The organism is Gordonia zhenghanii (assembly GCF_021738965.1).
GTDB classification, from domain to species: domain Bacteria; phylum Actinomycetota; class Actinomycetes; order Mycobacteriales; family Mycobacteriaceae; genus Gordonia; species Gordonia zhenghanii.
Map to the genome: position 1 here is coordinate 78,019 of NZ_JAKKOQ010000013.1, position 26,529 is coordinate 104,547.

The 26,529-nt window shown below is 67.7% G+C and carries 27 protein-coding genes; 10 read left to right on the top strand and 17 right to left on the bottom strand.

The features are described from left to right. Window positions 1-50 precede the first annotated feature (50 nt). Both L5G32_RS14220 and L5G32_RS14225 read left to right on the top strand, forming a co-directional pair. The gene (locus L5G32_RS14220; RefSeq protein WP_237011721.1) at window positions 51-2,915 is read left to right on the top strand and encodes a DEAD/DEAH box helicase; all 2,865 of its coding nucleotides are present in this window, start codon (window positions 51-53) and stop codon (window positions 2,913-2,915) included. Continuing rightward, entirely contained in the window at window positions 2,912-3,670 is a 759-nt protein-coding gene (locus tag L5G32_RS14225) for an SWIM zinc finger family protein (protein WP_237011722.1), read from the top strand. The genes L5G32_RS14220 and L5G32_RS14225 overlap by 4 nt, the downstream gene beginning before the upstream one ends. A 95-nt stretch (window positions 3,671-3,765) precedes the next feature. On the opposite strand, the gene nrdF is transcribed toward L5G32_RS14225, so the two are convergent. Beyond that, entirely contained in the window at window positions 3,766-4,767 is a 1,002-nt protein-coding gene (gene nrdF / locus L5G32_RS14230; protein WP_237011723.1) for a class 1b ribonucleoside-diphosphate reductase subunit beta, read from the bottom strand. Window positions 4,768-4,935: 168 nt separating this feature from the next. Between nrdF and L5G32_RS14235 the strand changes: the two genes are divergently transcribed. Continuing rightward, window positions 4,936-5,679, top strand: coding sequence for a CPBP family intramembrane glutamic endopeptidase (locus L5G32_RS14235; protein WP_237011724.1), 744 nt, complete (start codon window positions 4,936-4,938; stop codon window positions 5,677-5,679). A 55-nt stretch (window positions 5,680-5,734) separates the two neighbouring features. Continuing rightward, complete coding sequence (locus L5G32_RS14240; RefSeq protein WP_237011725.1) at window positions 5,735-6,142, top strand: hypothetical protein; 408 nt, start codon at window positions 5,735-5,737, stop codon at window positions 6,140-6,142. 3 nt (window positions 6,143-6,145) lie between these two features. Here the strand turns inward: L5G32_RS14240 and L5G32_RS14245 are convergent, their stop codons facing one another. The 5 genes from L5G32_RS14245 to L5G32_RS14265 form a co-directional block, all read right to left on the bottom strand. Continuing rightward, window positions 6,146-7,312 (bottom strand): zinc-binding dehydrogenase, encoded by a 1,167-nt coding sequence (locus tag L5G32_RS14245; RefSeq protein ID WP_237011726.1) that lies wholly within the window; start codon window positions 7,310-7,312, stop codon window positions 6,146-6,148. A gap of 195 nt (window positions 7,313-7,507) precedes the next feature. Next, complete coding sequence (gene nrdE, locus L5G32_RS14250; RefSeq protein ID WP_265739047.1) at window positions 7,508-9,649, bottom strand: class 1b ribonucleoside-diphosphate reductase subunit alpha; 2,142 nt, start codon at window positions 9,647-9,649, stop codon at window positions 7,508-7,510. Between the two features lie 108 nt (window positions 9,650-9,757). Then, window positions 9,758-10,246 (bottom strand): class Ib ribonucleoside-diphosphate reductase assembly flavoprotein NrdI, encoded by a 489-nt coding sequence (nrdI, locus tag L5G32_RS14255; RefSeq protein WP_237011728.1) that lies wholly within the window; start codon window positions 10,244-10,246, stop codon window positions 9,758-9,760. 10 nt (window positions 10,247-10,256) lie between these two features. After that, the gene (gene nrdH / locus L5G32_RS14260; RefSeq protein ID WP_237011729.1) at window positions 10,257-10,490 is read right to left on the bottom strand and encodes a glutaredoxin-like protein NrdH; all 234 of its coding nucleotides are present in this window, start codon (window positions 10,488-10,490) and stop codon (window positions 10,257-10,259) included. 511 nt (window positions 10,491-11,001) lie between these two features. Beyond that, complete coding sequence (locus L5G32_RS14265) at window positions 11,002-11,559, bottom strand: NAD(P)H-dependent oxidoreductase (protein WP_237011730.1); 558 nt, start codon at window positions 11,557-11,559, stop codon at window positions 11,002-11,004. Between the two features lie 217 nt (window positions 11,560-11,776). Here L5G32_RS14265 and L5G32_RS14270 point away from each other — a divergent pair, with 217 nt between their 5' ends. Continuing rightward, complete coding sequence (locus L5G32_RS14270) at window positions 11,777-12,400, top strand: TetR/AcrR family transcriptional regulator (protein ID WP_237011731.1); 624 nt, start codon at window positions 11,777-11,779, stop codon at window positions 12,398-12,400. Between the two features lie 38 nt (window positions 12,401-12,438). Here L5G32_RS14270 and eccB read toward each other — a convergent pair whose 3' ends face one another. Beyond that, window positions 12,439-13,833: a type VII secretion protein EccB gene (eccB, locus tag L5G32_RS14275; protein ID WP_237011732.1), complete on the bottom strand. Its 1,395-nt coding sequence runs from the start codon at window positions 13,831-13,833 to the stop codon at window positions 12,439-12,441. A gap of 102 nt (window positions 13,834-13,935) precedes the next feature. On the opposite strand from eccB, the gene L5G32_RS14280 reads away from it, so the two are divergent. After that, entirely contained in the window at window positions 13,936-15,000 is a 1,065-nt protein-coding gene (locus tag L5G32_RS14280) for a type VII secretion protein EccE (RefSeq protein WP_237011733.1), read from the top strand. 16 nt (window positions 15,001-15,016) lie between these two features. Here the strand turns inward: L5G32_RS14280 and manA are convergent, their stop codons facing one another. The 3 genes from manA to L5G32_RS14295 are packed head-to-tail and all read right to left on the bottom strand — an operon-like array spanning window position 15,017 to window position 17,840. After that, window positions 15,017-16,237: a mannose-6-phosphate isomerase, class I gene (manA, locus tag L5G32_RS14285; protein WP_237011734.1), complete on the bottom strand. Its 1,221-nt coding sequence runs from the start codon at window positions 16,235-16,237 to the stop codon at window positions 15,017-15,019. Further along, entirely contained in the window at window positions 16,234-17,361 is a 1,128-nt protein-coding gene (locus tag L5G32_RS14290) for a hypothetical protein (RefSeq protein ID WP_237011735.1), read from the bottom strand. The genes manA and L5G32_RS14290 overlap by 4 nt, the downstream gene beginning before the upstream one ends. Window positions 17,362-17,411: 50 nt before the next feature. Further along, window positions 17,412-17,840, bottom strand: coding sequence for a DUF3499 domain-containing protein (locus tag L5G32_RS14295; protein WP_237011736.1), 429 nt, complete (start codon window positions 17,838-17,840; stop codon window positions 17,412-17,414). Between the two features lie 63 nt (window positions 17,841-17,903). On the opposite strand from L5G32_RS14295, the gene L5G32_RS14300 reads away from it, so the two are divergent. Next, entirely contained in the window at window positions 17,904-18,419 is a 516-nt protein-coding gene (locus L5G32_RS14300; RefSeq protein WP_237011737.1) for a metallopeptidase family protein, read from the top strand. 22 nt (window positions 18,420-18,441) lie between these two features. On the opposite strand, the gene L5G32_RS14305 is transcribed toward L5G32_RS14300, so the two are convergent. Further along, complete coding sequence (locus tag L5G32_RS14305) at window positions 18,442-18,771, bottom strand: WhiB family transcriptional regulator (RefSeq protein ID WP_237011738.1); 330 nt, start codon at window positions 18,769-18,771, stop codon at window positions 18,442-18,444. 185 nt (window positions 18,772-18,956) lie between these two features. Between L5G32_RS14305 and cofD the strand changes: the two genes are divergently transcribed. From cofD to L5G32_RS14320, 3 genes are read left to right on the top strand one after another with little or no spacing between them, the layout of a single operon-like run. Then, window positions 18,957-19,970, top strand: coding sequence for a 2-phospho-L-lactate transferase (gene cofD / locus L5G32_RS14310; protein ID WP_237011739.1), 1,014 nt, complete (start codon window positions 18,957-18,959; stop codon window positions 19,968-19,970). After that, window positions 19,967-21,340 carry a coenzyme F420-0:L-glutamate ligase gene (locus L5G32_RS14315; RefSeq protein ID WP_237011740.1) on the top strand — a complete coding sequence of 458 codons (1,374 nt, stop codon included), beginning with the start codon at window positions 19,967-19,969 and terminating at the stop codon, window positions 21,338-21,340. Before cofD ends, L5G32_RS14315 begins: the two co-directional genes overlap by 4 nt. Beyond that, window positions 21,337-21,912 (top strand): NUDIX hydrolase, encoded by a 576-nt coding sequence (locus L5G32_RS14320; RefSeq protein WP_237011741.1) that lies wholly within the window; start codon window positions 21,337-21,339, stop codon window positions 21,910-21,912. The genes L5G32_RS14315 and L5G32_RS14320 overlap by 4 nt, the downstream gene beginning before the upstream one ends. On the opposite strand, the gene glgC is transcribed toward L5G32_RS14320, so the two are convergent. The 6 genes from glgC to folP all read right to left on the bottom strand — a co-directional run bounded on the left by glgC (window position 21,898) and on the right by folP (window position 26,446). After that, window positions 21,898-23,115 carry a glucose-1-phosphate adenylyltransferase gene (gene glgC, locus L5G32_RS14325; protein ID WP_237011742.1) on the bottom strand — a complete coding sequence of 406 codons (1,218 nt, stop codon included), beginning with the start codon at window positions 23,113-23,115 and terminating at the stop codon, window positions 21,898-21,900. The genes L5G32_RS14320 and glgC overlap by 15 nt on opposite strands. 74 nt (window positions 23,116-23,189) lie before the next feature. After that, window positions 23,190-24,038: a putative RNA methyltransferase gene (locus tag L5G32_RS14330; protein ID WP_372491702.1), complete on the bottom strand. Its 849-nt coding sequence runs from the start codon at window positions 24,036-24,038 to the stop codon at window positions 23,190-23,192. Next, a complete protein-coding gene (locus tag L5G32_RS14335) occupies window positions 24,035-24,202 on the bottom strand; it encodes a DUF3117 domain-containing protein (RefSeq protein WP_236999265.1) in 168 nt (55 codons plus the stop codon). The genes L5G32_RS14330 and L5G32_RS14335 overlap by 4 nt, the downstream gene beginning before the upstream one ends. A gap of 86 nt (window positions 24,203-24,288) precedes the next feature. Next, entirely contained in the window at window positions 24,289-24,630 is a 342-nt protein-coding gene (locus tag L5G32_RS14340) for a DivIVA domain-containing protein (RefSeq protein WP_237011744.1), read from the bottom strand. 9 nt (window positions 24,631-24,639) lie between these two features. Beyond that, a complete protein-coding gene (locus tag L5G32_RS14345) occupies window positions 24,640-25,620 on the bottom strand; it encodes a glucosyl-3-phosphoglycerate synthase (protein WP_237011745.1) in 981 nt (326 codons plus the stop codon). Between the two features lie 13 nt (window positions 25,621-25,633). Further along, complete coding sequence (gene folP / locus L5G32_RS14350; protein WP_237011847.1) at window positions 25,634-26,446, bottom strand: dihydropteroate synthase; 813 nt, start codon at window positions 26,444-26,446, stop codon at window positions 25,634-25,636. Window positions 26,447-26,529: the final 83 nt, after the last annotated feature.

The following is a 26,529-nucleotide window of genomic DNA, read 5'->3' on the forward strand; positions in this document are numbered from 1 at the left end:
AGAATATTGTCAGCGGGTCGACGTATAACTGTGCCCATGAAGGTGTGCCCGTGAAGGCTCCTACCCTGCGCGTCCTATGGCGCCCCGGTGTCGGACTCGCGGTGTGGCCCGCGATCGACGCTTCGTCGGCGGCCGCGGGAACGCTCCTCGACGACGTCGCCGAGGTGCCGTCGACTCTCGTCGATCTGATCGGCGGACGGCGGCTGCGCCATCCCATCGAACTCCGGACCACGACCGGTGGCCGCGAGTTCGTCCACGCCACCGCCGTCGGAGTGCCGACCGCCGTCCAACTGCTCGATCGGTTCGACCACCTGACGCCCGGCGGCGACGTCGCGTTCTACCGGTATCTCCTCGCAGGCGTGCGTTCGGCGATCGATGCAGGTGCCGTCGCGCCTGGCACAGTCGAGATCGCAGGCATCGTCGAGGTGCGGTGGCTGCCGATGCCGACGAGCGCCTGGCGCGCATGGCTGCAGGTCGCGCACGGGGCTGCGCCTGCGGCGGTCGCGGACAACGGCGGATCGTCGGCCATCACCGATTTCGCGAACGAATTGATCGATCACGAGGTCAGACGCCGGATCGGTGATCGGGTCGGGTCGCAGGTCCCGTTGATCGCAGGCCTCGCCGCGCAGGCTCCGTCACCGGTACCCGATCTGCCCGGCGCGCGCGGCGCGTGGACGGACTGGCTGGCCACCGTCGGACCGGAGGCTGCATCGCTGGTGCTCCGTCTGCACGAGCCGCCCGACGAGCCGACGTCGCCCGGCGACGAACGATGGCGTCTCGAGGTGTGTCGCCATACGGCGACCGGCGACGTGGTGGCCGTCGCGCCGCATCGGATCGACCCGCACGAGTTGGAGTCAATCACCGGCGACCTCGCGACCGCGGTCCGCGCCTTCGGACCGCTCGCGACCGCCGACACAGATCCGCACTCACTCGACTTCCTGCTCGACACCCCGGCGGTCGACGACTTGTTCACGCACGGCGCCGCGGCGATCTCCGAGGCCGGGATCACCGTCTTACTGCCCCGGACGATCGCGGCCATCTCGCCGAGCCTGTCCCTGCGGGCGGCTAAAGCGATCCCGGACGGCGGCTCACGCCCGGGGTTCGTCGGCCTCGACGAGATCTCCGACTTCGAGTGGCGGTTGGCGCTCGGCGACGCTCCGGACTCGCCGGAGCTCACTCAGTCCGACCTCGACGAACTCGCTCAACAGCATGGGAATCTGGTCAAGGTACGTGGGCGGTGGCTGCGCGCCGAAGGCGCCGCCCTGCATCGCGCCGCGGCCTTCCTCGCCGCCCAACGCGCAGTCTCCGACCCGGACGCCAAACCGACGATGGGCGAGCTGTTGAATCTCGTCGCCGATCCGGTCGACCGACTGCCGGTGCCGGTCTCGTCGGTCCACGGCCTCGGGTGGCTCGACGACGTCGCGCGCGGCGGAGCGATCGTTCCCGCGCCGGTACAGGCGCCTGCGTCGCTGCACGCCCAACTGCGCCCGTATCAACAGCGCGGCCTCGACTGGCTGCACACGCTCGGCGAGCTCGGGGCAGGCGCTGTCCTCGCCGACGACATGGGTCTCGGTAAGACGGTGCAGGTCATCGCACTGCTCACGACGATGAGAGTCGACGACGGGCACCGTCCGCCCGCGCTCGTCGTGTGCCCGATGTCGGTGATCGGGAACTGGCACCGCGAGCTGGCGACGTTCGCACCCAGTCTGCGCGTCGCCGTCCACCACGGAGCTGGGCGCTCGGTCGACTCGATTCGTTCCGGCGACGTCGACGTGGTGTTGACGACGTTCGCGACTCTCGCTCGGGACCGGGCCGACCTGGCTGCGCTGCCGTGGAGCGAACTGGTCGTCGACGAGGCTCAGCACGTGAAGAACGTGAACACCGCTGCCGCGAAGGCGTTGCGTGCCGTGCCGGCCAGACTCCGTATCGCGTTGACCGGAACACCTGTCGAGAACCGATTGGAAGATCTCCGCGCCGTCGTCGACCTGGTGAATCCGGGAATGCTGGGTACGGCGTCCGCGTTTCGGTCCCGCTTCGCCGAGCCCATCGAACGCGACCGGGACCGCGACGCGTTGCGCCGTCTCAACGCACTCACCGGCCCGTTCATCCTGCGCCGGACCAAGACCGATCCCGACGTCGCCCCGGACCTGCCGGACAAGTCGGAGCTGATCGTGCGGACCAACCTGACCACCGAGCAAGCCGGTCTCTACCAGGCCGTCCTCAACGAACTGCACGAGGCGCTCGCCGAACGCAATCCGGTCGGCGAACGGCGCCGCAGCGTCCTCGCCGCACTCACGCGACTCAAACAGATCTGCAATCATCCGGCGCACTATCTCGCGGACGGTTCGCCGCTGATGCGCAGACGCCACCACCGCTCCGGCAAGGTGGAGTTGATGATCGACGTGCTGACGACGTTGATCGCCGAAGGTGACAAGGCGCTGGTCTTCACGCAGTTCGCGGCGTTCGCCGATCTGCTCGCAGGGTGGCTGTCGCCGATCCTCGGAGTCGAGGTCCCGGTGCTGCACGGCGGTCGTTCACGTACCGAGCGCGACACGATGGTCGAACGGTTCCAGAGCGACGGCGGCCCGCCGGTCCTGCTCGCGACGTTGAAGGCAGGCGGCACCGGACTGAACCTCGTCGCCGCCAACCACGTCATCCACGCCGACCGCTGGTGGAATCCGGCGGTCGAAGACCAGGCGACCGACCGCGCCTACCGGATCGGGCAGACCCGCAACGTCCAGGTCCGCAAGTTCGTCTGTGTCGGCACGTTGGAGGAGCGGATCGACGAGATGGTGACGGCGAAACGGGAGTTGTCGCAGTTGACGGTGAAGACGGGCGAGAGTTGGCTGTCGGACCTCGACGACGACGCACTGTTCGATCTGTTGGCGCTGCGCGACGAGGCGGTCGGCGAATGACGGGGCGCAGACGCAAGGCCGCACCGATTCGCGGCTACGGAATCACCGGCTGGTCGCGAGCCTTCGTGTCCGTCGTCGAAGTCGGAGCCGACCATCGGCACATCACCGGTGCGCGACGCTACTTCCGCGATCGGCACGTCGACGACCTGTCGATCGGCGAAGGATCGATCACCTCGTCGGTGCGGGGCTCCCAGCTCGATCCGTTCGATGTGATCCTGCGGACGCGATCCGTCGACGCCGACACCGTCGTCGGCTTGCTGCGGACCACCGGCGACGTGGACGATCTGCTCGCGTTGGCGCGCGGCGAACAGCCTGCCGGGCTTGGCAATCTGATCGCTCCGACGGAGTCGGCCGACGTCGAGTCGAGTTGCACCTGTCCGGACGAGGCTCCGCGCTGCATCCACGTGCTGGCTACCGCATTCGAGGTCGCCGCGGAGATCGATCGCCGACCCACCACGTTGTTGCAGGTGATGGGCACCGATCTGCCGTCGCTGCTCGCTGCCGCGGGAGGCGACTCGGGGTCAATCGACACAGCGGCCGCCCCGCAGTCCGGCGACGTGCTGCCCGAGGACTTCTACGGCGACACCGTCGTCCTGCCGCCCCCTCCCCCGTTTCCCGCCGTCGATGCGCTCACCGAACTGGAGCCTGCCGCGCTGCGGACGGCCCTGCGGGTGTCCGGCGTTCCGGCCACTCAGCTCGCCGAGGCGTTCGACGACCTGGCGACGTTCTACGCGGAGTTGAAACGGCGGACGTAGGGATTCAAACGTCTAACCTGTGATTCGGTGTCAGTGGGTGACACCGAATCACAGGTTAGTGAGAAGTCCAGTCTCGGCTTAGAAGTCCAGTCGGCTCAGAAGTCCCAATCGTCGTCTTCGGTGTTGACGGCCTTGCCGATGACGTACGAGCTTCCGGATCCGGAGAAGAAGTCGTGGTTCTCGTCGGCGTTCGGCGAGAGCGCCGACAGGATCGCAGGGTTCACCGCGGTCTCGTCCTTCGGGAACATCGCCTCGTAGCCGAGGTTCATCAGCGCCTTGTTCGCGTTGTAGCGCAGGAACTTCTTGACGTCCTCACTCAGGCCGACCTCGTCGTAGAGGCCCTCGGTGTAGTCGGTCTCGTTGTCGTACAGCTCGAAGAGCAGTTCGAACGTGTAGTCCTTGAGCTCGGCGCGACGCTCGGGCGTCTGCGTCTCGAGTCCGCGCTGGTACTTGTAGCCGATGTAGTAGCCGTGGACGGCCTCGTCGCGGATGATCAGCCGGATCATGTCCGCGGTGTTCGTCAGCTTGGCGCGCGACGACCAGTACATCGGCAGGTAGAAGCCGGAGTAGAACAGGAACGACTCGAGGAGCGTCGACGCCACCTTGCGCTTGAGCGGGTCGTCGCCGCGGTAGTAGTCCATGATGATCTGCGCCTTGCGCTGCAGATGCTCGTTCTCCTCGGACCAGCGGAACGCCTCGTCGATCTCCTTGGTGGAGCAGAGGGTGGAGAAGATCGAGCTGTAGCTCTTGGCGTGCACCGACTCCATGAACGCGATGTTCGTCATCACCGCTTCTTCGTGCGGGGTGACGGCGTCCGGGATCAGCGAGATGGCGCCGACCGTGCCCTGGATCGTGTCGAGCAGGGTCAGGCCGGTGAAGACCCGCATCGTGAGGGTCTTCTCGTACTCGGTGAGCGTGCCCCAGGACGGGATGTCGTTCGACACCGGGACCTTCTCGGGCAACCAGAAGTTGCCGGTCAGACGGTCCCAGACCTCGGCGTCCTTGTCGTCGGTCACCCGGTTCCAGTTGATGGCCGACACCCGGCTCACCAGCTTCACCGGAGCACCTTCTGCAGGACTGTGGGCGATCTCAGACATGACACCTCGCGTTGAAGAAATAGCGATCGATCGGAACGGCTCAACCCTACCGCTTGGGGGCGACGAGCCAACGCAACACAACATCGTGTGTCTTGATGGCTCTCGGCGTGGCGCGCGGCGACACGCCGATAGAATCGCCTGACCCTGCAATTACGCGAGGAGGACGATGTGGCACTCTCGCCCCCGCCGCGCACAGGATCACAACTCGTCCGCCAGCGTGTCCGCTACTACTACCTGCTGATCGCGCTCATCGTCGCCGTCTTCGCTGCGGAGACGATGATGCACTTCACCCACGACACGTGGTCGCGGTGGATCGTGACGATCACCGCGCTCGTCGCCGCAGCGTTGGCCGTCGGCTCGGGTCTGCGTGCCGCCGATCTCGGCTTGTCGCCCGGCACCTGGGCCCGGGGCGCCCGCTGGGCGGCAGTGATCGTCGTCGTCGTGGTGGCTGCGATCGGCCTCGCCCTCGCCGTCCCGCCACTGCGCGACCTGTTCCACAACGACGCCTACCGAGACCTTCGGTGGGCGCTGTTCTCGGCGTTCGTGTTGATCCCATTGCAGACGGTGATCCCCGAGGAACTCCTGTTCCGCGGCATCGTGACCGGTGCGCTGCTGCGCCGTCACTCGGTCGCTGTCGCGATCTCCGTTCAAGCCGTCCTGTTCGGCCTGTGGCACATCGTGTCGTCGATCGGGCTGGCCGAGGGCAATGCGGGAATCGGGAGCGTGGTCGGCTCCGGCGCCGCTGGCCAGGCGCTCAGCGTGATCGGGGCAGTGGCGTTCACCGCTGCGTCGGGCGCGGTGTTCGGCTGGCTCCGCGTGCGGACCGGCAGCCTGCTCCCGTGCATCGCGCTGCACTGGGCCGCGAACGGCGCAGGCGCGATCGCGGCGGCGTTCGCGTGGCACCTCTCGTAACGAGGAGCCTGAGGAGCGGGTTGGCAGCGACCACCCATCGTGCCACTATGTGACGATGAGCACAGATGACGCGAAGGCTCGAGACCCTCTGCTGGCTGCGCTCCGTGGTCTCGCCATCGGACGGATAGCGCTCGGTGCGGCGTCCCTCGCCGCGCCGGGAGCGCTCGCTCGGGGCCTGAGCGTCAAGCAGACACCGGAATTGGACTACATGACGAGAATATTCGGGGCGCGCGCGATCGCCCTCGGAGTCGGCTATCTGACAACCCCGCAGGCTGAACGGCCCCGCTGGCAACGACTCTCCCTCATGGTCGACATCACCGATACAGCACACGGCACCGCGCATCTCGTCCGCGGCGATCTGCCGAGGTCGGCCGCGGTCGCGATGGTCGCGCTGACCGGTACGTACATGTCGGTCGGCGCGACGCGCTTCATCACCGACATGAAGGTGCAACGCGCAGCCTGACCCTCAGACCTCGGTCTTCGCGCTCCTCGGGTCCACGAGAATCTTCGCGTGCACCTCGGGATCGGCGAGCGCGTCGAACGCCGCCTCCACCCCGGCGAGTCCGACGGTTCCGGTGATCAGCGGCTTCACGTCGACTTTGCCACTCGCCATCATCTGCAGGGTCTCGTAGAACTCGCCCGGGTCGTAGCCGAAGACGAACCGGAAGTCGATCTCCTTGCTGCCCGCCATCGCGGGCATGAAGGAGTCCTGCTCCATGCACACGCCGACGACGACGATCCGCGACCGAGGCGGAGCGGAGTCGACGAGTTGCGAGATCACTCCGGGGACACCGACGCATTCGAAGACGACGGGACCTGCGGGGACCTCGCCGAGACGTTCGGCCAGCCGGAACACATGCCACCACGGAATCGGGCCGGGCAGCGTACGGAGCTTCCCCATGGTGCCCAGCGCGAGGCCGACCAGGTCGGACACCGACCGCAGCTCGTTACGGCCGGGTTTGTAGGCGTCGAACGGGTCGGTCTCGCGCGGATCGACGACGATGTCGGCTCCGACTTCGCGAGCCAGTTCGCGGCGGCGCTGCGACAGGTCGCTGGCCACGACATTCTTCACACCCGAGGCCTTCAGCATCGCGATGACGGCGAGCCCGATGGGTCCACAGCCGATCACCACGGCGGCCTGCCCTCGTCCGAGGTCACCTCGGCGGACCGCGTGCCAGGCCACCGCCATCGGTTCGGTGAGAGCCGCCTCGTCGTCGGAGAGACTGTCCAGGACCGGCATTGTCATCGATTCCTGGACGACGACGCGTTCGGCGTACGCGCCCGGCGCCCGCTCGGACAATCCGATCAGCTGTGGTCCGTCGTCCTCACCGGTCATCGGGAGCGCGACGACGCGTGTGCCCGCCTTCCACCGCTTGTGGCAGCCCGGTCCGTACTCGGCGACGGTTCCGACGAACTCGTGGCCCATCACGACGCGCTGATCGAATCGCATCATGTGGGAGTACCCCGCGGTCTCCGCGACCTCGGCGACGACGTCCGCGTGATGACGTGCGTGGAGATCAGATCCGCAGATCCCGGTCCTCGTCACCTCCAGCACCAGTTGCCCTCGTCCCGGCGTCAGGTCGGCGACGTCGTCGACGGTCAATCGGCCTCGGCTGCACACAACGGCTTTCATACGGCTCACTGTAGTTCTCATGGGCTGGCCGAACCGCGTCGAGGCCACCATCTCGACTCCGCTCGATCAGCAGGAGGGACCGCTCGATCAGCGGGGAGGGACGGCTCGATCGGGGTCTCGACTCCGCTCGACCAACGGAAACGGCGCGCCGCCCAGGGCGACGCGCCGTTCTATCTGCATATCGATGCAGTCAGCTCACAACATGCAGCTGACGCAGCCTTCCACCTCGGTGCCTTCGAGGGCCATCTGGCGAAGGCGGATGTAGTAGAGCGTCTTGATGCCCTTGCGCCATGCGTAGATCTGCGCCTTGTTGACGTCGCGGGTGCTCGCGGTGTCCTTGAAGAACAGGGTCAGGCTCAGGCCCTGGTCGACGTGCTGCGTCGCCGCGGCATAGGTGTCGATGACCTTCTCGTAACCGATCTCGTACGCGTCCTGGTAGTACTCCAGGTTGTCGTTCGTCAGGTACGGCGCCGGGTAGTAGACGCGGCCGATCTTGCCTTCCTTGCGGATCTCGATCTTCGACGCGACCGGGTGGATCGAGCTCGTCGAGTTGTTGATGTAACTGATCGATCCGGTCGGCGGGACGGCCTGCAGGTTCTGGTTGTAGATGCCGTGCTTCTGCACGCTGGCCTTCAGCTCACGCCAGTCGTCCTGCGTCGGGATGTTGATCCCGCCGTCGGCGAACAGCTGGCCGTTCACATCGGTTCCCGAGCGGGCGAAGAGGTCGCGCACCTTGTCGGTCTTCGGCTCCCACACCTGGTCGATGTACTTGTCGAAGAACTCGCCCGACGCGTACTTGCTGTCCTCGAAGCCCACGAAGGCGCTGCCGCGCTCCTGAGCGATCCGGTTGGACGCACGAATCGCGTGGTACGCGACCGTGTAGAAGTACATGTTCGTGAAGTCGATGCCCTCTTCGCTGCCGTAGAAGATCCGCTCCCGCGCGAGGTAGCCGTGCAGGTTCATCTGACCGAGGCCGATGGCGTGCCCGTCCTCGTTCGCACGCTTGATGGACGGAACCGAGTCGATCGACGTCTGGTCGGCGACCGCGGTCAGGCCGCGGATCGCTGTCTCGATGGAGTGACCGAAGTCCGGCGAGTCCATCGTCTTCGCGATGTTCAGCGAACCCAGGTTGCACGAGATGTCCCGCCCGACGTGCGAGTACGAGAGGTCGTCGTTGAACTCCGACGGCGTCGAGACCTGGAGGATCTCCGAGCACAGGTTCGAGTGCGTGATCTTGCCTGCGACCGGGTTCGCACGGTTCACCGTGTCCTCGAACATGACGTACGGGTAGCCCGACTCGAACTGGAGCTCGGCGAGCGTCTGGAAGAACTCGCGCGCCTTGATCTTCGTCTTCCGAATACGAGCGTCCTCGACCATCGCGTGGTACTCGTCGGTCACGTTCACATCGGCGAACGGCTTGCCGTACACCCGCTCCACGTCGTACGGACTGAACAGGTACATGTCGTCATTGTTCTTGGCGAGCTGGAACGTGATGTCCGGGATCACCACACCGAGCGACAGTGTCTTGATGCGGATCTTCTCGTCCGCATTCTCGCGCTTGGTGTCCAGGAACCGGTAGATGTCCGGGTGGTGGGCGTGCAGGTAGACCGCGCCTGCGCCCTGGCGGGCACCGAGCTGGTTCGCGTAGCTGAACGAGTCCTCGAGCAGCTTCATGATCGGGATGACGCCCGAGCTCTGGTTCTCGATCTGCTTGATCGGCGCACCGTGCTCGCGGACGTTGCTCAGCAGCAGTGCGACGCCGCCGCCGCGCTTGGACAGCTGGAGCGCCGAGTTGATCGACCGCCCGATCGACTCCATGTTGTCCTCGATACGGAGCAGGAAGCACGAGACCGGCTCGCCTCGCTGCTTCTTGCCCGAGTTCAGGAATGTCGGAGTGGCCGGCTGGAAGCGTCCGTCCAGGATCTCGTCGACGAGATTGCGAGCGAGGGCGGTGTCACCGGCGGCGAGGGTCAGCGCGACCATGCAGACGCGGTCCTCGAAGCGCTCCAGGTAGCGCTTGCCGTCGAACGTCTTGAGCGTGTAGCTCGTGTAGTACTTGAACGCGCCGAGGAACGTCGGGAACCGGAACTTCTTGCTGAAGGCATGGCCGAACAGCAGCTTGACGAACTCGCGGTCGTACTGCGCGAGGACCTCGGGCTCGTAGTAGTTCTCCTTGACGAGGTAGTCGAGCTTCTCGTCGAGGTCGTGGAAGAAGACCGTGTTCTGGTTGACGTGCTGCAGGAAGTACTGCCGCGCCGCCTCCTTGTCCATCTCGAACTGGATCTTCCCGTCCTCGTCGTACAGGTTGAGCATCGCGTTGAGGGCGTGGAAGTCCATCTCCCCCGCCCCATGGCCCGCGGGGCTCGCGTGGACGCCGGACTGGCTGGCCGAGACGGTGGAATCTAATGCGGTGACTGTGGGCGACACGATGGCTCCTGGAAGTGTCTAGTGCGCTGGTGCGCGGTGTGTTCGGGTGAAGTCGGCGAGGCCGTCCTGTACTCGGATGACGTCCTCTGGTGTGCCCATCAACTCGAACCGATACAGATAGGGCACGTGGCATTTGGCTGCGATGATGTCGCCCGCCATAGCGAACTCCGCTCCGAAGTTCGTATTACCGGCGGCGATCACTCCGCGGATCAACGCTCGATTGTGTTCGACGTTGAGGAATTTGATGACTTGTTTCGGTACGTAGCCGCCGCCTGCGTGAGCGGTGATCGCCCCGTTGTCGCTGACCTTCCCGCCCCCGTAGGTCGGACTGATCAGCACGTACGGCTCATCCACTCGGAAAGCGCCCTCCCGGTCGATCAGCGGGATCCGCTGCGATCGGGCTCCGAGTTTGTACACGAAGCGTTGGGTGTTCTCCGAGACGGACGAGAAGTACACGATCAACGGCAGGTCGTCGCGGCCCGGTATCTCGTCGGCGGCCGCAGACATCGGCCGGGACTCAGGCTGCGCCGACCGCGAGGGCTTTGATGCGGTCGGGACGGAAGCCCGACCAGTGGTCGTCGCCGTCGACGACGACCGGAGCCTGCAGGTAGCCGAGAGCCATGACGTAATCGCGAGCCTCGTCGTCCTGACTGATGTCGACGACGTCGTACGACAGGCCGGCCTTGTCGAGCGCCTTGTACGTCGCATTGCACTGGACACAAGCGGGCTTGGTGTAGACGGTGATTGCCATCGGCGAGACTCCCTCATCCTGCGGTCGGTGACCGCTTCCCTGCGACATTTTCGGTGGTGTGCTCGGGAGGCCTTCCCGGTGAACGACGTCGATGTGATTCGATCGCCTTCTGTCCGCCCCCCGGACACTTCAAACACTACACCTAGTGGTTCGGTTTTCAACGAACCACAATCACTTGTGAATAACATTCGTGAAAGTCCCAGGTCGCAGAGTCTCTGTCCACAGGTCGATCGGCGTGTCTCGGCCCACTCGGCGTGTCATGCACAGCCATGTGGAGGAGTACTCAACAACTGTGGATCGGGCCATGACAATCAGTGAATCATCAGGGTGTGACAACGAAGGTCTCCCCGCGCCGCCGGAGGATCCTCACGCGCCCCCCGGAGCCTCGCGAACACCCCGCTCAACCCAAGAGAATGAGCCCTGTGGCCGCGATCGAATCGCGGCCACAGGGCTCATCGACGGTCCAGGCCGGGGTCTCCGGCGCTCACCGTCTCATACGGACGCCACCGGGTCAGGCAGCGACCGCCACCGAGTCGACGAGGACCCGGAGGGCTTCGGTCACCTGGCCGACGATCGCCTCGCTGCGAACACCGGCATCGTCGAGCTTGCCGGTGATGAGACCGACCTCGACGTCCTCGACCACGCGGCCGCCCGCGATGCCGACGGACTTACGGGTGTCCTGGCGCGACCAGGTGCCGGCATACTGGCCCATCGCCGCACCGATGACACCGACCGGCTTGCCGCCCATGGCGCCCGCCCCGAACGGACGCGACAGCCAGTCGATGGCGTTCTTGAGGACGGCAGGCAAGGTGCCGTTGTACTCGGGGGTCACCAGCAGCACTGCGTCAGCCGCGGCGACGGCCTCACGCAACTCGGCGACACCGGCGGGCAGCGAGCCCTCGACGTCGATGTCCTCGTTGTAGAACGCGAGGCCTCCGAGACCGTCGACGATCGACGCGGACACGCCCGCGGGCAGGTTCTCGACGGCGACTTCCGCGAGCTGGCGGTTGACCGATGCGGCGCGCAGGCTGCCGACGAGGATGGCGACCGTGAGCTTGTTGTCCGACATGAATTCTCTCCTAATGAAGTTCGCTCGTGCTGTGAGGTTCGCGTGTGATGTTCACGTGGACGTGAATCTCACTCGGTTCAGGCGCCGGTCCGGCGTCTCGCGTTTTCCACGAAAGATTAAACGGACCTCGGTCCGCCATTAGTCCCGCCAGCGCGGTGACATCGGTCACCTCGCGGATGAATCGCAGGTGAACGCGACTATCGGCTAATGTCGGGCCATGGCGATCTCGGACCACGACCCCGTCGGCCTGCCGGTCGTCGGCGGACCGCCGCCGTCGCCCGAACGCGCTGACGCCGCACGCAACCGCCGACTTCTGCTCGCTGCCGCCAAGTCGCTGATCGATCACCACGGAGCCTCAGCCGTCACGATGGACGCCGTGGCCCGCGCCGCAGGCGTCGGCAAGGGCACCGTGTTCCGCCGTTTCGGCAACCGGACCGGCCTCATGCATGCACTCCTGGACCACTCCGAGTCAGACCTGCAGCAGGCGATGCTGTCGGGCCCCGAGCCGCTCGGCCCCGGCGGCCATCCGCTCGATCGGCTCGTCGCCTATGGTCGCGCCCGCCTCAAGATGACGGTCGACCACCTCGACCTACTCCTCGAGGCCAACTCCGACGACCCGGACCGCCTGGCGCATCCCGTGTGGGCGATGTCGACCCAGCACGTCAAGATCCTTCTTCGCCAGATCGGCTTCTCCAGCGGCGTCGACGTCATCGCACACGCCGTTCAAGCGCCGATCGACGCGATCACCGTCCGCCACCTCATGTCGGTCGGCGGGCTGACGCACGAGCAGATCGCCGACGACTGGGAACAGATGGTCCGGATCCTCGCCGCAGGCCGCTGAGGCTTCGACTGAAGTGTGTCGCCCACTGACCGTTCGGCTCACCGCACGACGTCGCGCATCGTCAATGCCGCGACCCGACTGAGTTCGGGACCCGCCGGTATCACCGAGACCACGGACCACGGAGCCCGGACCGGTGCGTCCGACAGTCCGAGGCTGGTCGCCGCGTCGTCCCCCGACAACCGATGCCGTACTCCGGTGTCGGAGACGAGGATTCGCTGACCCGCGAGCGGACTGTCGGCCCGCATGCCGGTGAGTGTCACGTATTCGGCGGTTCCGGGCGCGAGATAGACCGCATCGAGGCCTGGGCCTGCGACACCGTCCGCTGAGCCGAGGCGGACCGGGGTCCGGCCGTCGGGAACGGGCAGGCGGGCGGCGACGACGAGTCGTTCGTCGGCCGCCGCATCGTCGCGTCCCCGTGTCCAGTGTCGGCACACCACGTCGGTTCCGCCTCGTATGGTCGGCGCCGTATCCGGGAAGTGCCCCACGGGGAGGCGGTCGACGACCGGGATCCTCGTCAGTTCGGCCGGCGCGATGTCACGGACCGTCGGCGCGACGTCGGCGTCGACGGCGAGCAGCATGTCTGCCGCAGTCTCCGGCACCTGTTGGACGCCGTCGGACAGCACGACCCGGTAGGCGTACGCGCCGTCGACGGTCGCGGTGCGGACGACGGTGCCGACCCTCGCCCCGAGCGGACCGGCCGCTCCCCTGCCCGGCACGTCGGGCACCGCGAGTGCGGGCCGCTCCGGAAAGGCGTCGAGCAGCACGGCGGACACCGGACGAGGTTCTACCCCTTCGAGTCCCAGCGCACGCATCACCTCCACGCGAGTCGTGTCGATTCTGGCCTTCACCGGCACGGGGCCCTCACCGTGCCGATCGGTGAAGAGCAGCCATCGCTCATCGCCGTAAGACACGAGGACGCCGGTGTCGGCCGCGGCCGCGTGCGGGTCGATGCCGGACAGCACGGTCGTGCCGTCGGGTCCGTCGCACATCGTCCAGGCGGAGTCGCCGTCGGCGGCAGGTCCGGGCAGCGATGCGGGTGCGCCCGCGATTCCCAGCGTCGGGCCACGCGGATGCTCCCGCAACGACGCCGCACTGACCGACTTGACCGGCGCGGGACTGCCGACGACCAACCGTGCCGACGCCAGATTCAACACCGGGTGCATGACACCGTCGACGAGGACGAACATGGCGCCGCCCGGATCGGTGACGATCTGGGCGTCACCGACCGACGGGGCGGGCCGGACGAGTCCGTACACACCAGCTCCCGCCACGATGAGCACTGCGATCACGACGCCTGCGATGAGCGCTCGACTCTGCGACCGCATCGGATCGTGGAGCATCCGCACGTCCCGACGAATCAGCGCGTGCTCGGCTCTCGCGAGCCCGAACCGGTAGCCGCTGACCTGGGCGCGCGTTGTGATGTGTCTGGCCATTGATGACATTCCCCCTGAATCGGTCGATTCCCCGATATCGAATCCGATACAGGCACGCTAGTCGCGTTGTACTGTGACGCCACGCGATTCGGGGGAATTCACATGCGACTGCTCATACGTCGGGACCAGCGGTCTCTGCATCCCGCACCGTTCGACGTCCCCTACGACGACGGCTTCGTCGGCGTCCACCTCGACGGGCCGCGACTCGTGTCGGTGCTGTCCGTCGTGCCGGGGCCGCCCACACCGGTCCTGCTGCCCGACGGTCCCCGCCCCCGGCTTCCGATCGACGCCATCGCACGCTGCTTCGACTACGCGGACGCGCGTCCGGTCCGGATCGACGTGGTCACTCGCACCCTCGCTTCCTGGGGCGACGGGCCCGCCGCACGCGCGTACCGCAGCCTCCTCGGTCCGCTGGACCCTGCATCGCATCGCAGCGTCGCGCTCGTCGTCCACATCGACCCCGAGCAGTGCGGCGACGCCGTTGCTCTGCGCGGCGGCGGGGCGGCCGGAACGCTCCGCGCCGTCCTGTGGTGCGTGCGGAGAGTGATCGCGGCCGCCGCGCCGCATACCCGTCTGGCGCCGTTGCCTGCGGCAGCGCTCTCTGCGGACGCGGCATGGACCGTCCACGACGCCGCGCAGATCGTCGCGACGTTGACTCCGGACGGGTTCGTCGGCTCGGCTCCGCCGATCGGCGGCGACGGCCAGGTGGTCGGCGCGACCGAGTCCGGTGCACCGGTCGCTCTGCGTCTGGCTGGCCCGCTCGTCGACCGAGTCGACATCGCGGCCGAGCCGCGCCTCGTCCGACAGACGGCGGTCCGGCTCGCCGCGCTCGGCGTCCGCGGGCATGTGGTCACCGACCGTCCCGCGCAATGGCTCCCGCTGGCCACAGCCATCGACGACCCGCTGCTGTTCGGTGTCGGCGCCACTGTTCCGCCGACCGCGCAAGTCGTGATCCGCGACGTCGACGGCCCGGGCGACCACAGTTGCGACCCGGGACTCACCGAACTCCGTGTCCGACGACGGTCCGTCGAGGCATCCGATGGCTGCTTCCTGCTTCGTCAGGACCTCGGCGACGCGTCCCTGCTGCACATCCTCGCACCCGACGGCAGCCCGCCGACGACGGTGCGTACCGTGTCGACACCCGCCGAACGCGCCCTCACCGGCTGACTCGCGCCCGCCGGGCTCACGGCACGAAGACGCGGACGAACTCCGTGTTCGACGACGCCGCATGCACGACGACATCGGAGTCGGCGTCGGGGATCCACACGGCGTCGCACGCCGACGCGGTCACGTCGTGCCCGTCACCCGCGGTCACCGTGATCCGACCGGAGAGCACCGCGACGATCTGCGGCCCCGACACCCCGAAGCTGATCGACGACGGCTGGTGCATTCCCGTTCCGTCGAGGTGGACGCGCGACATCCGGAACTCGGGCGCGGGCGTCATGTACACGCGCTCGGCGCCGACGCTCTGAGTCTCCGGCGTCAGTTCGTCGACGCTGACCGGGGTGAAGTCGAGGACCCTGAGTAGTTCGGGAACGTCGATGTGCTTCGGAGTGAGACCCCCGCGCAGCACATTGTCCGAGTTGGCCATCACCTCCACCGCGGTTCCCTGCAGATACGCGTGCAGCTTGCCTGCGGAGACGTACAGAGCCTCGCCCGGATTCAGGTGGATGCGGTTCAACAGGAGGGATGCGAGTACACCGGGGTCGCCCGGGTACGCCTCGCCGAGTTCCAGAAGCGAACGCAGCTCCAGCGCGAACCGTTGCTCGCCGCGCTCGAGGACGCGGACCGCACCGTCGAGCGTGTCGGGCACAAGAGTGCCGATCACCGAGTCGGGCAGGGTGAGCCACGTGGTGAACACCGCACGCAGCCCGGTGTCGTCGGGCTGTCCCGCGAGGAGACCGAGGTACGGGTCCAACGCGGGGACTTGAAGACTGCGCAGCAGTTCGACGGTCACATGCGGATCACGAAAGCCGGCGAGGACGTCGAACTCGGTGAGCGCGACGACCAACTCCGGCTTATGCCAGCCGTCGCGGTAGTTGCGCTCGGGTGCGTCGAACCGCAGACCTTCCGCGTTCTCCCTGTCGAATCCGTCAGCCGCCTGCTCGGCGCTCGGATGCGCTTGGAGCGACAGTGGCTCCTGTGCTGCGAGCACCTTCACCAGGTACGGCAGGCGCGCACCGAACCGGTCGAGCACGTCGGCTCCGAGCTGATTCTCGGGGTCGTCTTCGATCAGGGACAGCAGGTCACCGCCCGACTCGACAGTCGCGGGCGACGCCGGATGCGCACCGAACCACAGTTCGGCCTCCGGGTGCGCCGATGGGCTCGGCGCGCCGCGCATCTCCGCCAGTGCGGTGCGCGACCCCCATGCGTACGGCCGGATGACTCCGGCGAGCAGCTTCATCGCGCGGCGACTCCTGTCAGTTCCAGGTACGCGGCCGCGAAGTCGGCGCGCACCGCCACCGTGAGGTAGGCGGCGAGGTCCGCGGGCACGTCGCCGAACTCCGCGACGCCGTGGTCGTCCTGCGAAGCAGCGGCGGCGTCGTCGAGGGGTCCGGCCTCCTCGGTCACGACGACGACGTCGCCGAACGCCGCAGTGCGCTGCTCGACGGCCCAACTCCGGGCCGCAGTCGTCAACAGCACGACGCGAGGCCGGTCGGCGGGCAGCGCGTCGTCGAAGTCCGGGTCGTAGAAGATCGCGTCCACGACCGCAGACCCCGCAGACGCCGGGACACGCAGGTGCGCGAGCACGCCTGCCTCGTCGCCTGCAGCCGACGTGATTCCGGCGACGGTGAACACGGTCGCGGCGATGTGTTCGGCGAGTGCGGTCGCCGCCGGAGCGTCGCCCGTCCAGGCGATCGCGCGGCCGTCGACGCGTGTCGCCAACAGTTTCGCCTGGTTGCGGAAGCTCTCGTTCTCCGGGTGGTCGAGCGTCGCCTCCACATCCAGGAGGTCGGCGACATCGGCGAGCGCCGGCGGCGCCGGGTGCGTCCGCACCGCCCCGAACGCCGTGCACACGGCGACGAGCGCCGCGACGATGCGAACGAAGCCGAAGCGTGTGTCGACGGGCAGCCGAGGCGACAGGTCGGCGAGCGGCTGAGCGCCGACGGCGTCGGCGAACGGCCCTTCGACGGGAACGACCGCGACGAGCTCCGCCCGACGCCGCAGCGCGCGCAGCGCGGCGTCAGCGTAATTGCGGTCGCCCGGGTCGTCGCCTGCCGCGACCACCACGTCGAGCGGCCCGATCCAGCCGGGCAGCGAAGGGGCGACGACGAGCGGAACGTCGACGTGCGACGCCAGGAGCGCCACGACGAACTCAGCGGCGCGGCGTGCCGACGCCGACCGGCCGGTGACCACGACGACGGCGCGCGGATGGAGGTCGGCGAGCGATGCGAGCGCACCTTCGGAGACGGCGTGCGCGACGGCGCGGACGTGCGCGCCGGACGTCGCGGCTGACCGAAGCAGACCGTCGTGGTCGGCGGCGACGAGACCATCGACATCGTCGAGGTCGCGGAGGGGGTCAGACATGTGTTCCAGCCTAGGGCATGGCCTCGGCGAGCCGAGGCGTCCTAATGGGCTCAGTCCACCGGATCCGGCAGGACCCGCAAGTGGCCACGCCGTCCCGGCCGCGGAGTGACGCCTGCCGACGCGGCGGGACGGTCCGAAGCCCGGTGACGTCCGCGCTGCGACTCGTCGAAATCGGTATGCGCCCGGAACGACGGCCGCGCGAAAGGAGCGGCGGCGCCGACCTCGCGGACGGCCTCGGCGAGCGCCGTCAGATCCTGGTCTTCGGTGGTCTGCTCGAAGCCGCTTCCGCTGCGGAGCATCTCCCAGCCTCGCGGAACGGTGATGCGATCGGCGTGTTCGGCGCACAGGTCCCACGAATGAGGTTCGTCGGCGCCCGCGAGGGGGCCGATGACCGCTGTCGACTCCGCATAGACGAAGGTCAGCGTGGCCACGGCCAGCTTGGAGCAGCCTGGGCGGCAGCACTGACGAGGGGAACTCACAGCCACACCTTATCGTGTCGTGTCGGCGGCGCCTCGATCGACACACGTCCTAGACTGGCATTCATGGCGTTTCGTCTCGCTCCCCTGCAATCGGGCCACCGTCTTCTCTCCCCCGCACCACGTCGGACGAGGGATCGGCGCGGACGCGGCCTCCGCGGACCGCTTCTGCCTCCCGGCGCCCCCGCACGCCGAACGAAATCGGACGAGTTCGATCGCGCGGCCGTGGACGCATTCGCCGAGTTGGATGCGCGATGGCACGACCGACTGTCCGGTCTGGACGTCGCCGTCGACGACATTCCGGGGACCCTTCCCCGAGGGACGGATCCGTCGGAGTGGGAGACGATCGCCTGGCCCGAGGAAGTCACCGCCGACGGGCCGGTGCCGTTGGCCCGTCTTATTCCGGCCGCCGTCGACGCACAGGGCCGACCGACGCGCGCACAGATCGTCCTGTTCCGCCGCCCGTTGGAGCTCCGCGCCCTCGACGACGATCTGCGGGAGTTGTTGCGCGAGATCCTCATCCAACAAGTCGCGACGTACCTCGGCGTCGACGAGGAGACCGTCGAAGACGGACCGGACTGAAGAATTCGGCGAGACGCCGGGACTAGATGATGCCGCGCTTGAGGCGGCGGCGTTCGCGTTCGGACATTCCACCCCAGATGCCGAACCGCTCGTCGTTGTGGAGTGCGTACTCGAGGCAGTCCGCCTTGACCTCGCACCCCTGGCAGATTCGCTTCGCTTCGCGCGTCGATCCGCCCTTCTCGGGGAAGAATGCTTCAGGATCGGTCTGCGCACACAGTGCGCGATCCTGCCATTCGTCCTCGACTGCATCGAACAGTGCTTCAAAATCGCTTGGTACAGCCGTCAGATGCCCGAACCCCGAGCCGGTAAGTCGACTGGCCGGCTCAGCACCTTCGCCGTGATCAATAGTCATACTCGGCGCCCTCCCTGCTTCGCTCCACCCTTAATGACACTGATGTGATTACACACGGTGGCACGGTGCGGGTCAAGCCGAACGCCAAGATTCATTCATAACACCACGGACCGACAAAACCGTTCGCACACAAGTTTGCCGACGCCCCTCGGCGTGTCGCCGGGCGCTGGCTAGAGTGGATCCCTGTGAAAGTGACCGTACTCGTCGGAGGCGTCGGCGGCGCCCGTTTCCTGCAGGGCGCACGTGAACTATTCGGCGTCACCCCCTTCCCGCAACCCTTCGACTCGGCGCCCGCCGAAGCGGCTTCGAACTCGGTGACCGCGATCGTCAACGTGGGCGACGACGCCTGGATGCACGGCGTCCGCATCTGTCCCGACCTCGACACGTGCATGTACACGCTCGGCGGCGGCATCGATCTCGAGCGCGGATGGGGCCACCGGAACGAGACGTGGAACGCGAAGGAAGAACTCGCAGCGTACGGAGCCGATCCGGACTGGTTCGGACTCGGGGACCGCGATCTCGCAACCCACCTGATCCGCACTCAGATGCTCGACGCGGGCTTCGCGCTCTCGGACGTCACCGCGGCGTTGTCCAAGCGCTGGCAGCCGGGGGTCCGACTGCTGCCGGTCACCGACGACCGCCACGAGACCCACGTGGTGATCGACAATCCGGGCGGCGAACCCGGCGAGAAGGTCGCGATCCACTTCCAGGAGTGGTGGGTGCGGCATCGGGCGCAGGTGCCGACGCACGGGTTCGCTCAGGTCGGCAGTGACGACGCGAAGCCGGCACCCGGTGTGCTCGACGCGATCACCGACGCCGACGTCGTGCTCCTCGCACCGTCGAACCCGGTCGTGTCCATCGGCGCGATCACCAGCGTCCCCGGGATTCGAGCGGCGCTTCGGAACACTGCCGCTCCGGTCGTCGGCATCAGCCCGGTGATCGACGACAAGCCGCTGCGCGGGATGGCCGACGAATGCCTGTCGGTGATCGGGGTCGGCTCGTCGGCCGAGGCGATCGCCGGACACTTCGGCGCGCGGTCGGGCAACGGACTCCTCGACGGCTGGCTCATCGCCGACGGCGACCACGCGCAGGTCGAGGGGATCTCGATCGGGTCCGCCCCCCTGCTGATGACCGATCCGGGCGCGACGGCTCAGATGATCCGAGCGGCACTCGCCCTGGTCGGCATGGAGGCCCCATGAGTTCTCGAGACACCCTGAACTCTGGAGACACCGTGAGCGATCACCGCGCGCTCGAGGGACTGCAGATCCTGCCGGTCACCGGACTCGGCGAGTTCGGCCCCGGCAGCGACGTCGCAGCGGAGGTCACGAAGGCGGCGCCGTGGCTCGTCGACGGCGACGTGTTGGTCGTGACGAGCAAGATCTTCTCCAAGACCGAGGGCCGGATGGTCGACGCGCCGACCGACCCCGAAGAGCGAGACACGTTCCGCCGCAAGCTCATCGATGACGAAACGGTTCGCGTCGTGGCCAAACGCAACCGGACTCTGATCACCGCGAACCGCAACGGTCTGGTGCAGGCCGCGGCGGGCGTCGACGGCTCCAACGTCCGCACCGATCAGATCGCACTGCTGCCCCTCGATCCGGACGCGAGCGCCGCCCGGCTGCGCGCCGATCTCGCCGCACGCGGACTCGACGTCGCGGTCATCATCACAGACACGATGGGGCGTGCTTGGCGGACCGGACAGACCGATGTGGCCATCGGGGCCGCAGGCGTCGCCGTCAGCCATGCGTACGACGGCATCGACGACACGTACGGCAACACGTTGGTCGTGACCGACATCGCCGTCGCCGACGAACTCGCAGGCGCCGCCGACCTCGTGAAGGGCAAACTCGACGGCGTGCCGGTCGCGGTGGTCCGCGGCTGGACCCCTGCCGACGATGGTTCGACGGCGCGCGACCTGGTCCGCGACCTCGAGGACGACATGTTTCGCCTCGGCGTCGAGGAGGCGATCGACCGAGGCCGCCGGGAAGCGATCCTGACCCGCCGATCGGTCCGATCGTTCGCCGACGGCCCGGTACCCGACGAGGTGATGAACGCGGCCTTCGCCGACGCCCTCACCGCACCGGCGCCCCACCACACGCATCCGATCCAGTTCCTCTGGCTCCGCGACGACACGCGTCGCCGCGCACTCCTCGACGCGATGAGCGACGCGTGGCGCGCCGATCTCGAATCCGACGAGAAGACCGACGGCTCGATCGCGAAGCGTGTGTCGCGCGGGCAGATCCTCTACGACGCACCGGAACTCGTCATCCCCGTCCTGACCGGCGAGGGTATGCACACGTATTCCGACACCCGCCGCAACGCCTGCGAGCGGACCATGTTCACCGTCGCCGGGGGCGCAGCCGTCTCCGGGCTGCTGGTCGGGCTGTCGGTCCGCGGAGTCGGCAGTTGCTGGGTCGGCTCGACGATCTTCGCGGCGTCGACGGTCCGCCAGAAACTCGGCCTGCCCGACGAGTGGCAGCCGTTGGGCGCTGTCGCGATCGGCTATCCGGCCGACGAGCAGGCGCTCCGCGCGCCTGCCTCGATCGAGGGTCTGGTGACGCAGCTGTGAGCATCACCGACGCCACTCGCGCGATCCTCGCGGACTGGACTGCTCCGGACGCCGAGCAGGACGCATTGCGCCACACCATGCTGGCCTTCGTCGACGCCGCCGACGATCCGTGCATGCGCGCGTGCGTCCCCGGGCATGTGACCGGTTCGGTGATCGTGTTCGACGCGACACTGCGGCATGTCCTGCTCACTCTGCATCCGCGCGTCGGAAAATGGATCCAGCTCGGCGGCCACTGCGAGCCGGACGACGCGAGCGTCGCCGCCACGGCTGCCCGTGAAGGCCTCGAGGAGTCGGGGCTGCCGTCGCTACGACTGTCGGACGCCCCCGTGCACCTGCACACGCACCCGATCACCTGCTCGCTCGGCGTTCCGACGCGCCATCTGGACGTTCGGTACGCGGCCGTCGCCGATCCGACGCCGGACGGATCGCTCCCGGCCATCGTGCGCAGCGACGAGTCCGTCGACCTCGCCTGGTGGCCGGTCGACGACCTTCCCGCCGACATCGACGCGGACACGATCCCGGTGCTGATCGAGTCCGGAGCCCCCGCGTTGAAGCCGCTACTCGACTACTAAGTTCTTGCCGACGCAGACCACTCCGCCTGCGCTGACCTGGAAGTGCTCGCCGTCGTGGGCGAGGTCGACGCCCAACTGCCGGTCGTCGGCGACGGTCACGTTCTTGTCGAGGATCGCGTTGCGCACCACCGCATTCCGACCGATGCGGACGCCGGGCATGAGGACGCTCCCCTGGACGACGGCCCCCTCGCCGATGACGACGTCGTTCGACAGCACAGAGTTGTGCACGGTGCCGCCGGACACGATGCACCCCGCGCCGACCATCGAGTCGTTGGCCGAACCGCCCTTGAGGAACTTCGCGGGCGGAAGGTGGCTGGTGGCTCCGCGGATCGGCCAGCGCTGGTTGTAGAGGTTGAACACCGGATTCTCCGAGATGAGGTCCATGTGCGCGTCGTAGAACGAGTCGATCGTCCCAACGTCCCGCCAGTAGCCCTTGTCGCGCGGCGTCTCACCGGGGATCGCGTTGTCGTCGAAGTCGTAGACGTACGCCTCATGTGTCCGCACGAACGCCGGGATGATGTCGCCGCCCATGTCGTGGTCCGAGTCGGGGTCGGCGGCGTCGATCTTGAGCGCCTCGACGAGCCGGTCGGTGGTGAACACGTAATTGCCCATCGAGGCGTACGTGACCTCCGGATCGTCAGGGGTGCCGGGCGGATCGCTCGGCTTCTCCACGAATGCCGTGATCGCGTTGTCGTCGTCGGAGTCGATGCAACCGAACGCGAACGCCTCCTTGCGCGGCACCCGGATGCCCGCGACGGTGACCGCCGCACCCGACGCGATGTGCGCCTCGACCATCTGCGACGGATCCATCCGGTACACGTGGTCGGCTCCGAAGACGACGATGTAGTCGGGTTTCTCGTCGTCGATCAGATTCATCGACTGGAAGATCGCATCGGCACTGCCCGTGTACCAGCGCGGACCGAGCCGTTGCTGCGCAGGCACCGGGGTGATGTATTCGCCGTGGAACCCCGAGACCCACCAGTTCTGCGAGATGTGGCGGTCCAACGAATGCGACTTGTACTGGGTCAGGACACAGAGGCGTTCGTAGCCCGCGTTGACGAGGTTCGACAGGACGAAGTCGATGAGCCGGTAGGAGCCGCCGAACGGGACCGCGGGCTTGGCGCGGTCCATCGTCAGCGGATACAGTCGCTTGCCCTCTCCGCCGGCGAGGACGATTCCGAGCACGTGCGGTTGTGATCTCACGGTTCAAACATATCGGCACAGAGCCGGACCGACCACCCGACCGACCCGAATCAGCACTAAAGGGAGGTCACGGTCTATCGGCGTCGCGCGACGGTGACCGTGACGTCGATCATCGTCGGCACGGAGCCGCCTGCCGCCAGTCCGGCGGCCGCCTCGACGAGTTCGTCACGACTGCGGTGGAATCCTGCAGGTCCCATGCCCGCGACGTCCGCGAGCCGGTCCGCAGACAGGTCCAGCGACGCCCTCACCCGGTCGGCCGAGACGATGTCGAAGTCGGCTCGCAGATCGGCGTCGATCCGGTCCGTCTTCCCGTCGCCGACGCGCAGCATGCCCATCGGTCCGACGATGTCGGCGAGGTGCCCGGTGTTCGAGGTGACGATCACCCACTGGCCGCCGGGCGCGAGGATGCGGGTCGTCTCGGCGACGTTGCGCGGCGCGAATACCGACAGGACGGTGGACGCGCCTCCGGTCTGCACCGGAATCGAGGCCCAGAGATCGGCGACGACGGACACGCCGCGCGGATGCGCCCGAGCCGCTGCCCGCGCGCACGACTTCGAGAGGTCCACGCTGACGCCGACACGATCATCGGTATCGGCGTCGAGAGATGCTGCCAGGTAGGCTCCGGTCCCACCGCCCGCGTCGACGAGGACACCCGTCGAGCCGGTCGCAGCGGCGGCGACCGCCCGCTGGATCGGGGCGTACAGTCCGTCGTCGAACACTCGCGTGCGAGCCGCCACCATGTCCGACGTGTCGGATCGGTGCGCGGTGCCCTTCCCGCTCAGCAGCGAGACGTAGCCCTGTCTGGCGAGGTCGAAGCGGTGTCCTGATGCGCAGCCGAGCACCCGCGACGAGGATGTGAGTGCTCCCGAACAGATCGGGCAGGCCAGCCGTGCGGTCGCGAACAGTTCCGGGTTCGCCGTCAGGCGGTGACCTCGCGAAGAGCCTCGCCGAGTGCGCCGGCCTCTTCGTCGTTCAACTCGACGACCAGGCGGCCGCCGCCGTCGATCGGGATACGCACGACGATCCCGCGACCTTCCTTGACCGCTTCCATCGGGCCGTCGCCCATCCGTGGCTTCATCGCCGCCATACCCGTGCTCCCTCCAACGATTCCCTGACTCGTGTAATGATACGTGCGCCACACACGCGCGTCGCCTTCAGGACCACGGAACTTACTCAGTCGTCAGTCTCGTACACCTGCACCGTCGGGATCGCACCCGTGTCGGCGACCTCCCGGCCCGACAATTCGTGGACCACGCCGCGGAGTTCGTCGATCTCGCGCGCGAGCTTCTCCAGCGCCCAGTCGACTTCGACGGCACGGTATCCGCGGAAGGTCTGCGCGAACACGAGGCCGCGCACGTCGTCGCCGCTGATGCCCGCGCGCGGCAGCCGAGTGAGCGTGGTGCCGGACTCGATCGGCGGCAGATCCTCACCGCGACCGAACACGAACCACACCACGCCGAAGAGTAGCGCGACCAGCAGGGCCACGCCGATCACGTACAGACCGATGATCACCACGCCTCCACCCTAACGCCGACGACTGTCCGACGGCGTCGCCCGCAGGACCGCCGGATCGAGTTCGGCGACCGGCGGCCGTTCCTCGCGCAAGAGATCGGTGGTGCGCGGCGCGAAACCGCCGGTCTCGTCGGGTACGAACTGGGTGAGCCCGACGCCGGAGTCGTCGACGCCGCAGCGGTCCAGGAGCGTCGCGACGATCTGTCTGCTCATCACCGCGAGGTCGCGGAGCGGCCGGTTCCGGTGCTGTCGTACACCCAGATTCACCTGCCCGATACCGCTGAGTCCGTACCGCTCGTAGGTGTCGACGAGCAACCCGATCTCCACCCCGTAGCCGGGCGCGAAACGCACCGACGTGAGGAGTTCCCGGGTGCCCGCGTACTCTCCGCCGAGCGGTTGAAGCACTTCGCCGAGTTCGGGTTTGAGGGCGGTGAGCAGCGGCCGGGCCAGGAGTTCGGTGACGCGTCCTCCTCCGGACGCGTCGTGCGTCGCTCCAGTGAGCAACGGCCGACGGTAGTAGCCCTTGACCAGGTGGATGTCCGAGTCGGCGAGGAGTGGGCCGAGCATCTTCGGCACGAACATCGGATCCGGCTCGATGAGGTCCGCATCGACGAACGCGACGAGGTCACCGGTGGTCGCGGCCAACGAGCGCCACAGCGCTTCGCCCTTGCCTGGCTGCGGCTCGATGCCGGGGATCGCCTCCTCGCGGGAGACGACTCGTGCTCCTGCCGCCCGCGCCCGCTCGACGGTGCGGTCTGTGCACCCGGAGTCGACGACGACGAGTTCGTCGACGAGCCCGCCGAGCAGGGGTGCGATGGTCCCGATGACGCCCGCGACGGTGTCTTCTTCGTTCAACGCGGGCAGTACCACCGATACGGTGCGGCCTGCTTTCGCTGCGACGAGTTCGTCGACGCTCCACTCGGGGTGATCCCACGTATGCGTGTGCGACCAGCGGGCCTCCCCCTCGCCGCGGTCGGTCCAGACGGTGTTCATTCCAGTCCTCGGTTCATGCCAGTCCTCGCACTGCGCGCGAGGGCGGCCGGGAGCCTGCGATCGACGCGACCATGTCGACGACGCGACGCGTGTCGGCGACTTCGTGGACGCGGAACACCCGGGCGCCGTGCGAGGCAGCGAGCGCGGTCGCGGCCAGTGTGCCTGCCACCCGCTCCTCGAGTCCGACGCCGAGCGTCTCGCCGATGAAGTCTTTGTTCGACAACGCCATCAGCACCGGCCACCCGGTGTCGACCAGCCGGTCGATCTCGCGTAGGAGCGCGAGCCCGTGGTGCGTGTTCTTGCCGAAGTCGTGCGTCGGGTCGATCAGGATACCGTCGTCGCGGACGCCTGCCTCGCGGGCTCTGGAGGCTGCGCCAGTCACCTCGGCGACCACGTCGGCGACCACGTCGTCGTAGGCCACCCGGTGCGGTCTGGTCCGGACCCGAGCACCACCGGTGTGCGAGCACACGATGCCCGCTCCGGCCTGCGCTGCGACGTCGACCAGACCCGGGTCGACACCCGCCCACGTGTCGTTGATGATGTCCGCGCCCGCTTCGCACGCCGCGGTCGCGACTTCGCTGCGCCAGGTGTCGACGCTGATCAACAGGTCGGGATGACTCGATCGGATCCACGCGATGAGCGGGACCACGCGCGCGACCTCCGCGTCTGCGTCGACCGGGTCGCCGGGTCCTGCCTTGACGCCGCCGATGTCGACGATGTCCGCGCCGTCGGCGACGACCGCGTCGACGCGCGCTTTCGCGGCGTCGTCGGAGAAGGTGGCTCCACGATCGTAGAACGAGTCCGGGGTCCGGTTGACGATCGCCATCACGAGGGCACGGTCGGTGGCGACAGTGCGACCTGCGAGGGTCGACCAGTCCGGTCCGGCCGATGGGTCAAGGCTCACGGATT

Coding starts and splice junctions, on each gene's coding strand:
- L5G32_RS14225 (WP_237011722.1), top strand. CDS start 2,912: ATGACGGGGCGCAGACGCAAGGCCGCACCGATTCGCGGCTACGGAATC.
- nrdF (WP_237011723.1), bottom strand. CDS start 4,767: ATGTCTGAGATCGCCCACAGTCCTGCAGAAGGTGCTCCGGTGAAGCTG.
- L5G32_RS14240 (WP_237011725.1), top strand. CDS start 5,735: ATGAGCACAGATGACGCGAAGGCTCGAGACCCTCTGCTGGCTGCGCTC.
- L5G32_RS14245 (WP_237011726.1), bottom strand. CDS start 7,312: ATGAAAGCCGTTGTGTGCAGCCGAGGCCGATTGACCGTCGACGACGTC.
- nrdE (WP_265739047.1), bottom strand. CDS start 9,649: ATGGACTTCCACGCCCTCAACGCGATGCTCAACCTGTACGACGAGGAC.
- nrdI (WP_237011728.1), bottom strand. CDS start 10,246: ATGTCTGCGGCCGCCGACGAGATACCGGGCCGCGACGACCTGCCGTTG.
- nrdH (WP_237011729.1), bottom strand. CDS start 10,490: ATGGCAATCACCGTCTACACCAAGCCCGCTTGTGTCCAGTGCAATGCG.
- L5G32_RS14265 (WP_237011730.1), bottom strand. CDS start 11,559: ATGTCGGACAACAAGCTCACGGTCGCCATCCTCGTCGGCAGCCTGCGC.
- L5G32_RS14270 (WP_237011731.1), top strand. CDS start 11,777: ATGGCGATCTCGGACCACGACCCCGTCGGCCTGCCGGTCGTCGGCGGA.
- eccB (WP_237011732.1), bottom strand. CDS start 13,833: ATGGCCAGACACATCACAACGCGCGCCCAGGTCAGCGGCTACCGGTTC.
- L5G32_RS14280 (WP_237011733.1), top strand. CDS start 13,936: ATGCGACTGCTCATACGTCGGGACCAGCGGTCTCTGCATCCCGCACCG.
- manA (WP_237011734.1), bottom strand. CDS start 16,237: ATGAAGCTGCTCGCCGGAGTCATCCGGCCGTACGCATGGGGGTCGCGC.
- L5G32_RS14290 (WP_237011735.1), bottom strand. CDS start 17,361: ATGTCTGACCCCCTCCGCGACCTCGACGATGTCGATGGTCTCGTCGCC.
- L5G32_RS14300 (WP_237011737.1), top strand. CDS start 17,904: ATGGCGTTTCGTCTCGCTCCCCTGCAATCGGGCCACCGTCTTCTCTCC.
- L5G32_RS14305 (WP_237011738.1), bottom strand. CDS start 18,771: ATGACTATTGATCACGGCGAAGGTGCTGAGCCGGCCAGTCGACTTACC.
- L5G32_RS14315 (WP_237011740.1), top strand. CDS start 19,967: ATGAGTTCTCGAGACACCCTGAACTCTGGAGACACCGTGAGCGATCAC.
- L5G32_RS14335 (WP_236999265.1), bottom strand. CDS start 24,202: ATGGCGGCGATGAAGCCACGGATGGGCGACGGCCCGATGGAAGCGGTC.
- L5G32_RS14345 (WP_237011745.1), bottom strand. CDS start 25,620: ATGAACACCGTCTGGACCGACCGCGGCGAGGGGGAGGCCCGCTGGTCG.
- folP (WP_237011847.1), bottom strand. CDS start 26,446: ATGGCGATCGTCAACCGGACCCCGGACTCGTTCTACGATCGTGGAGCC.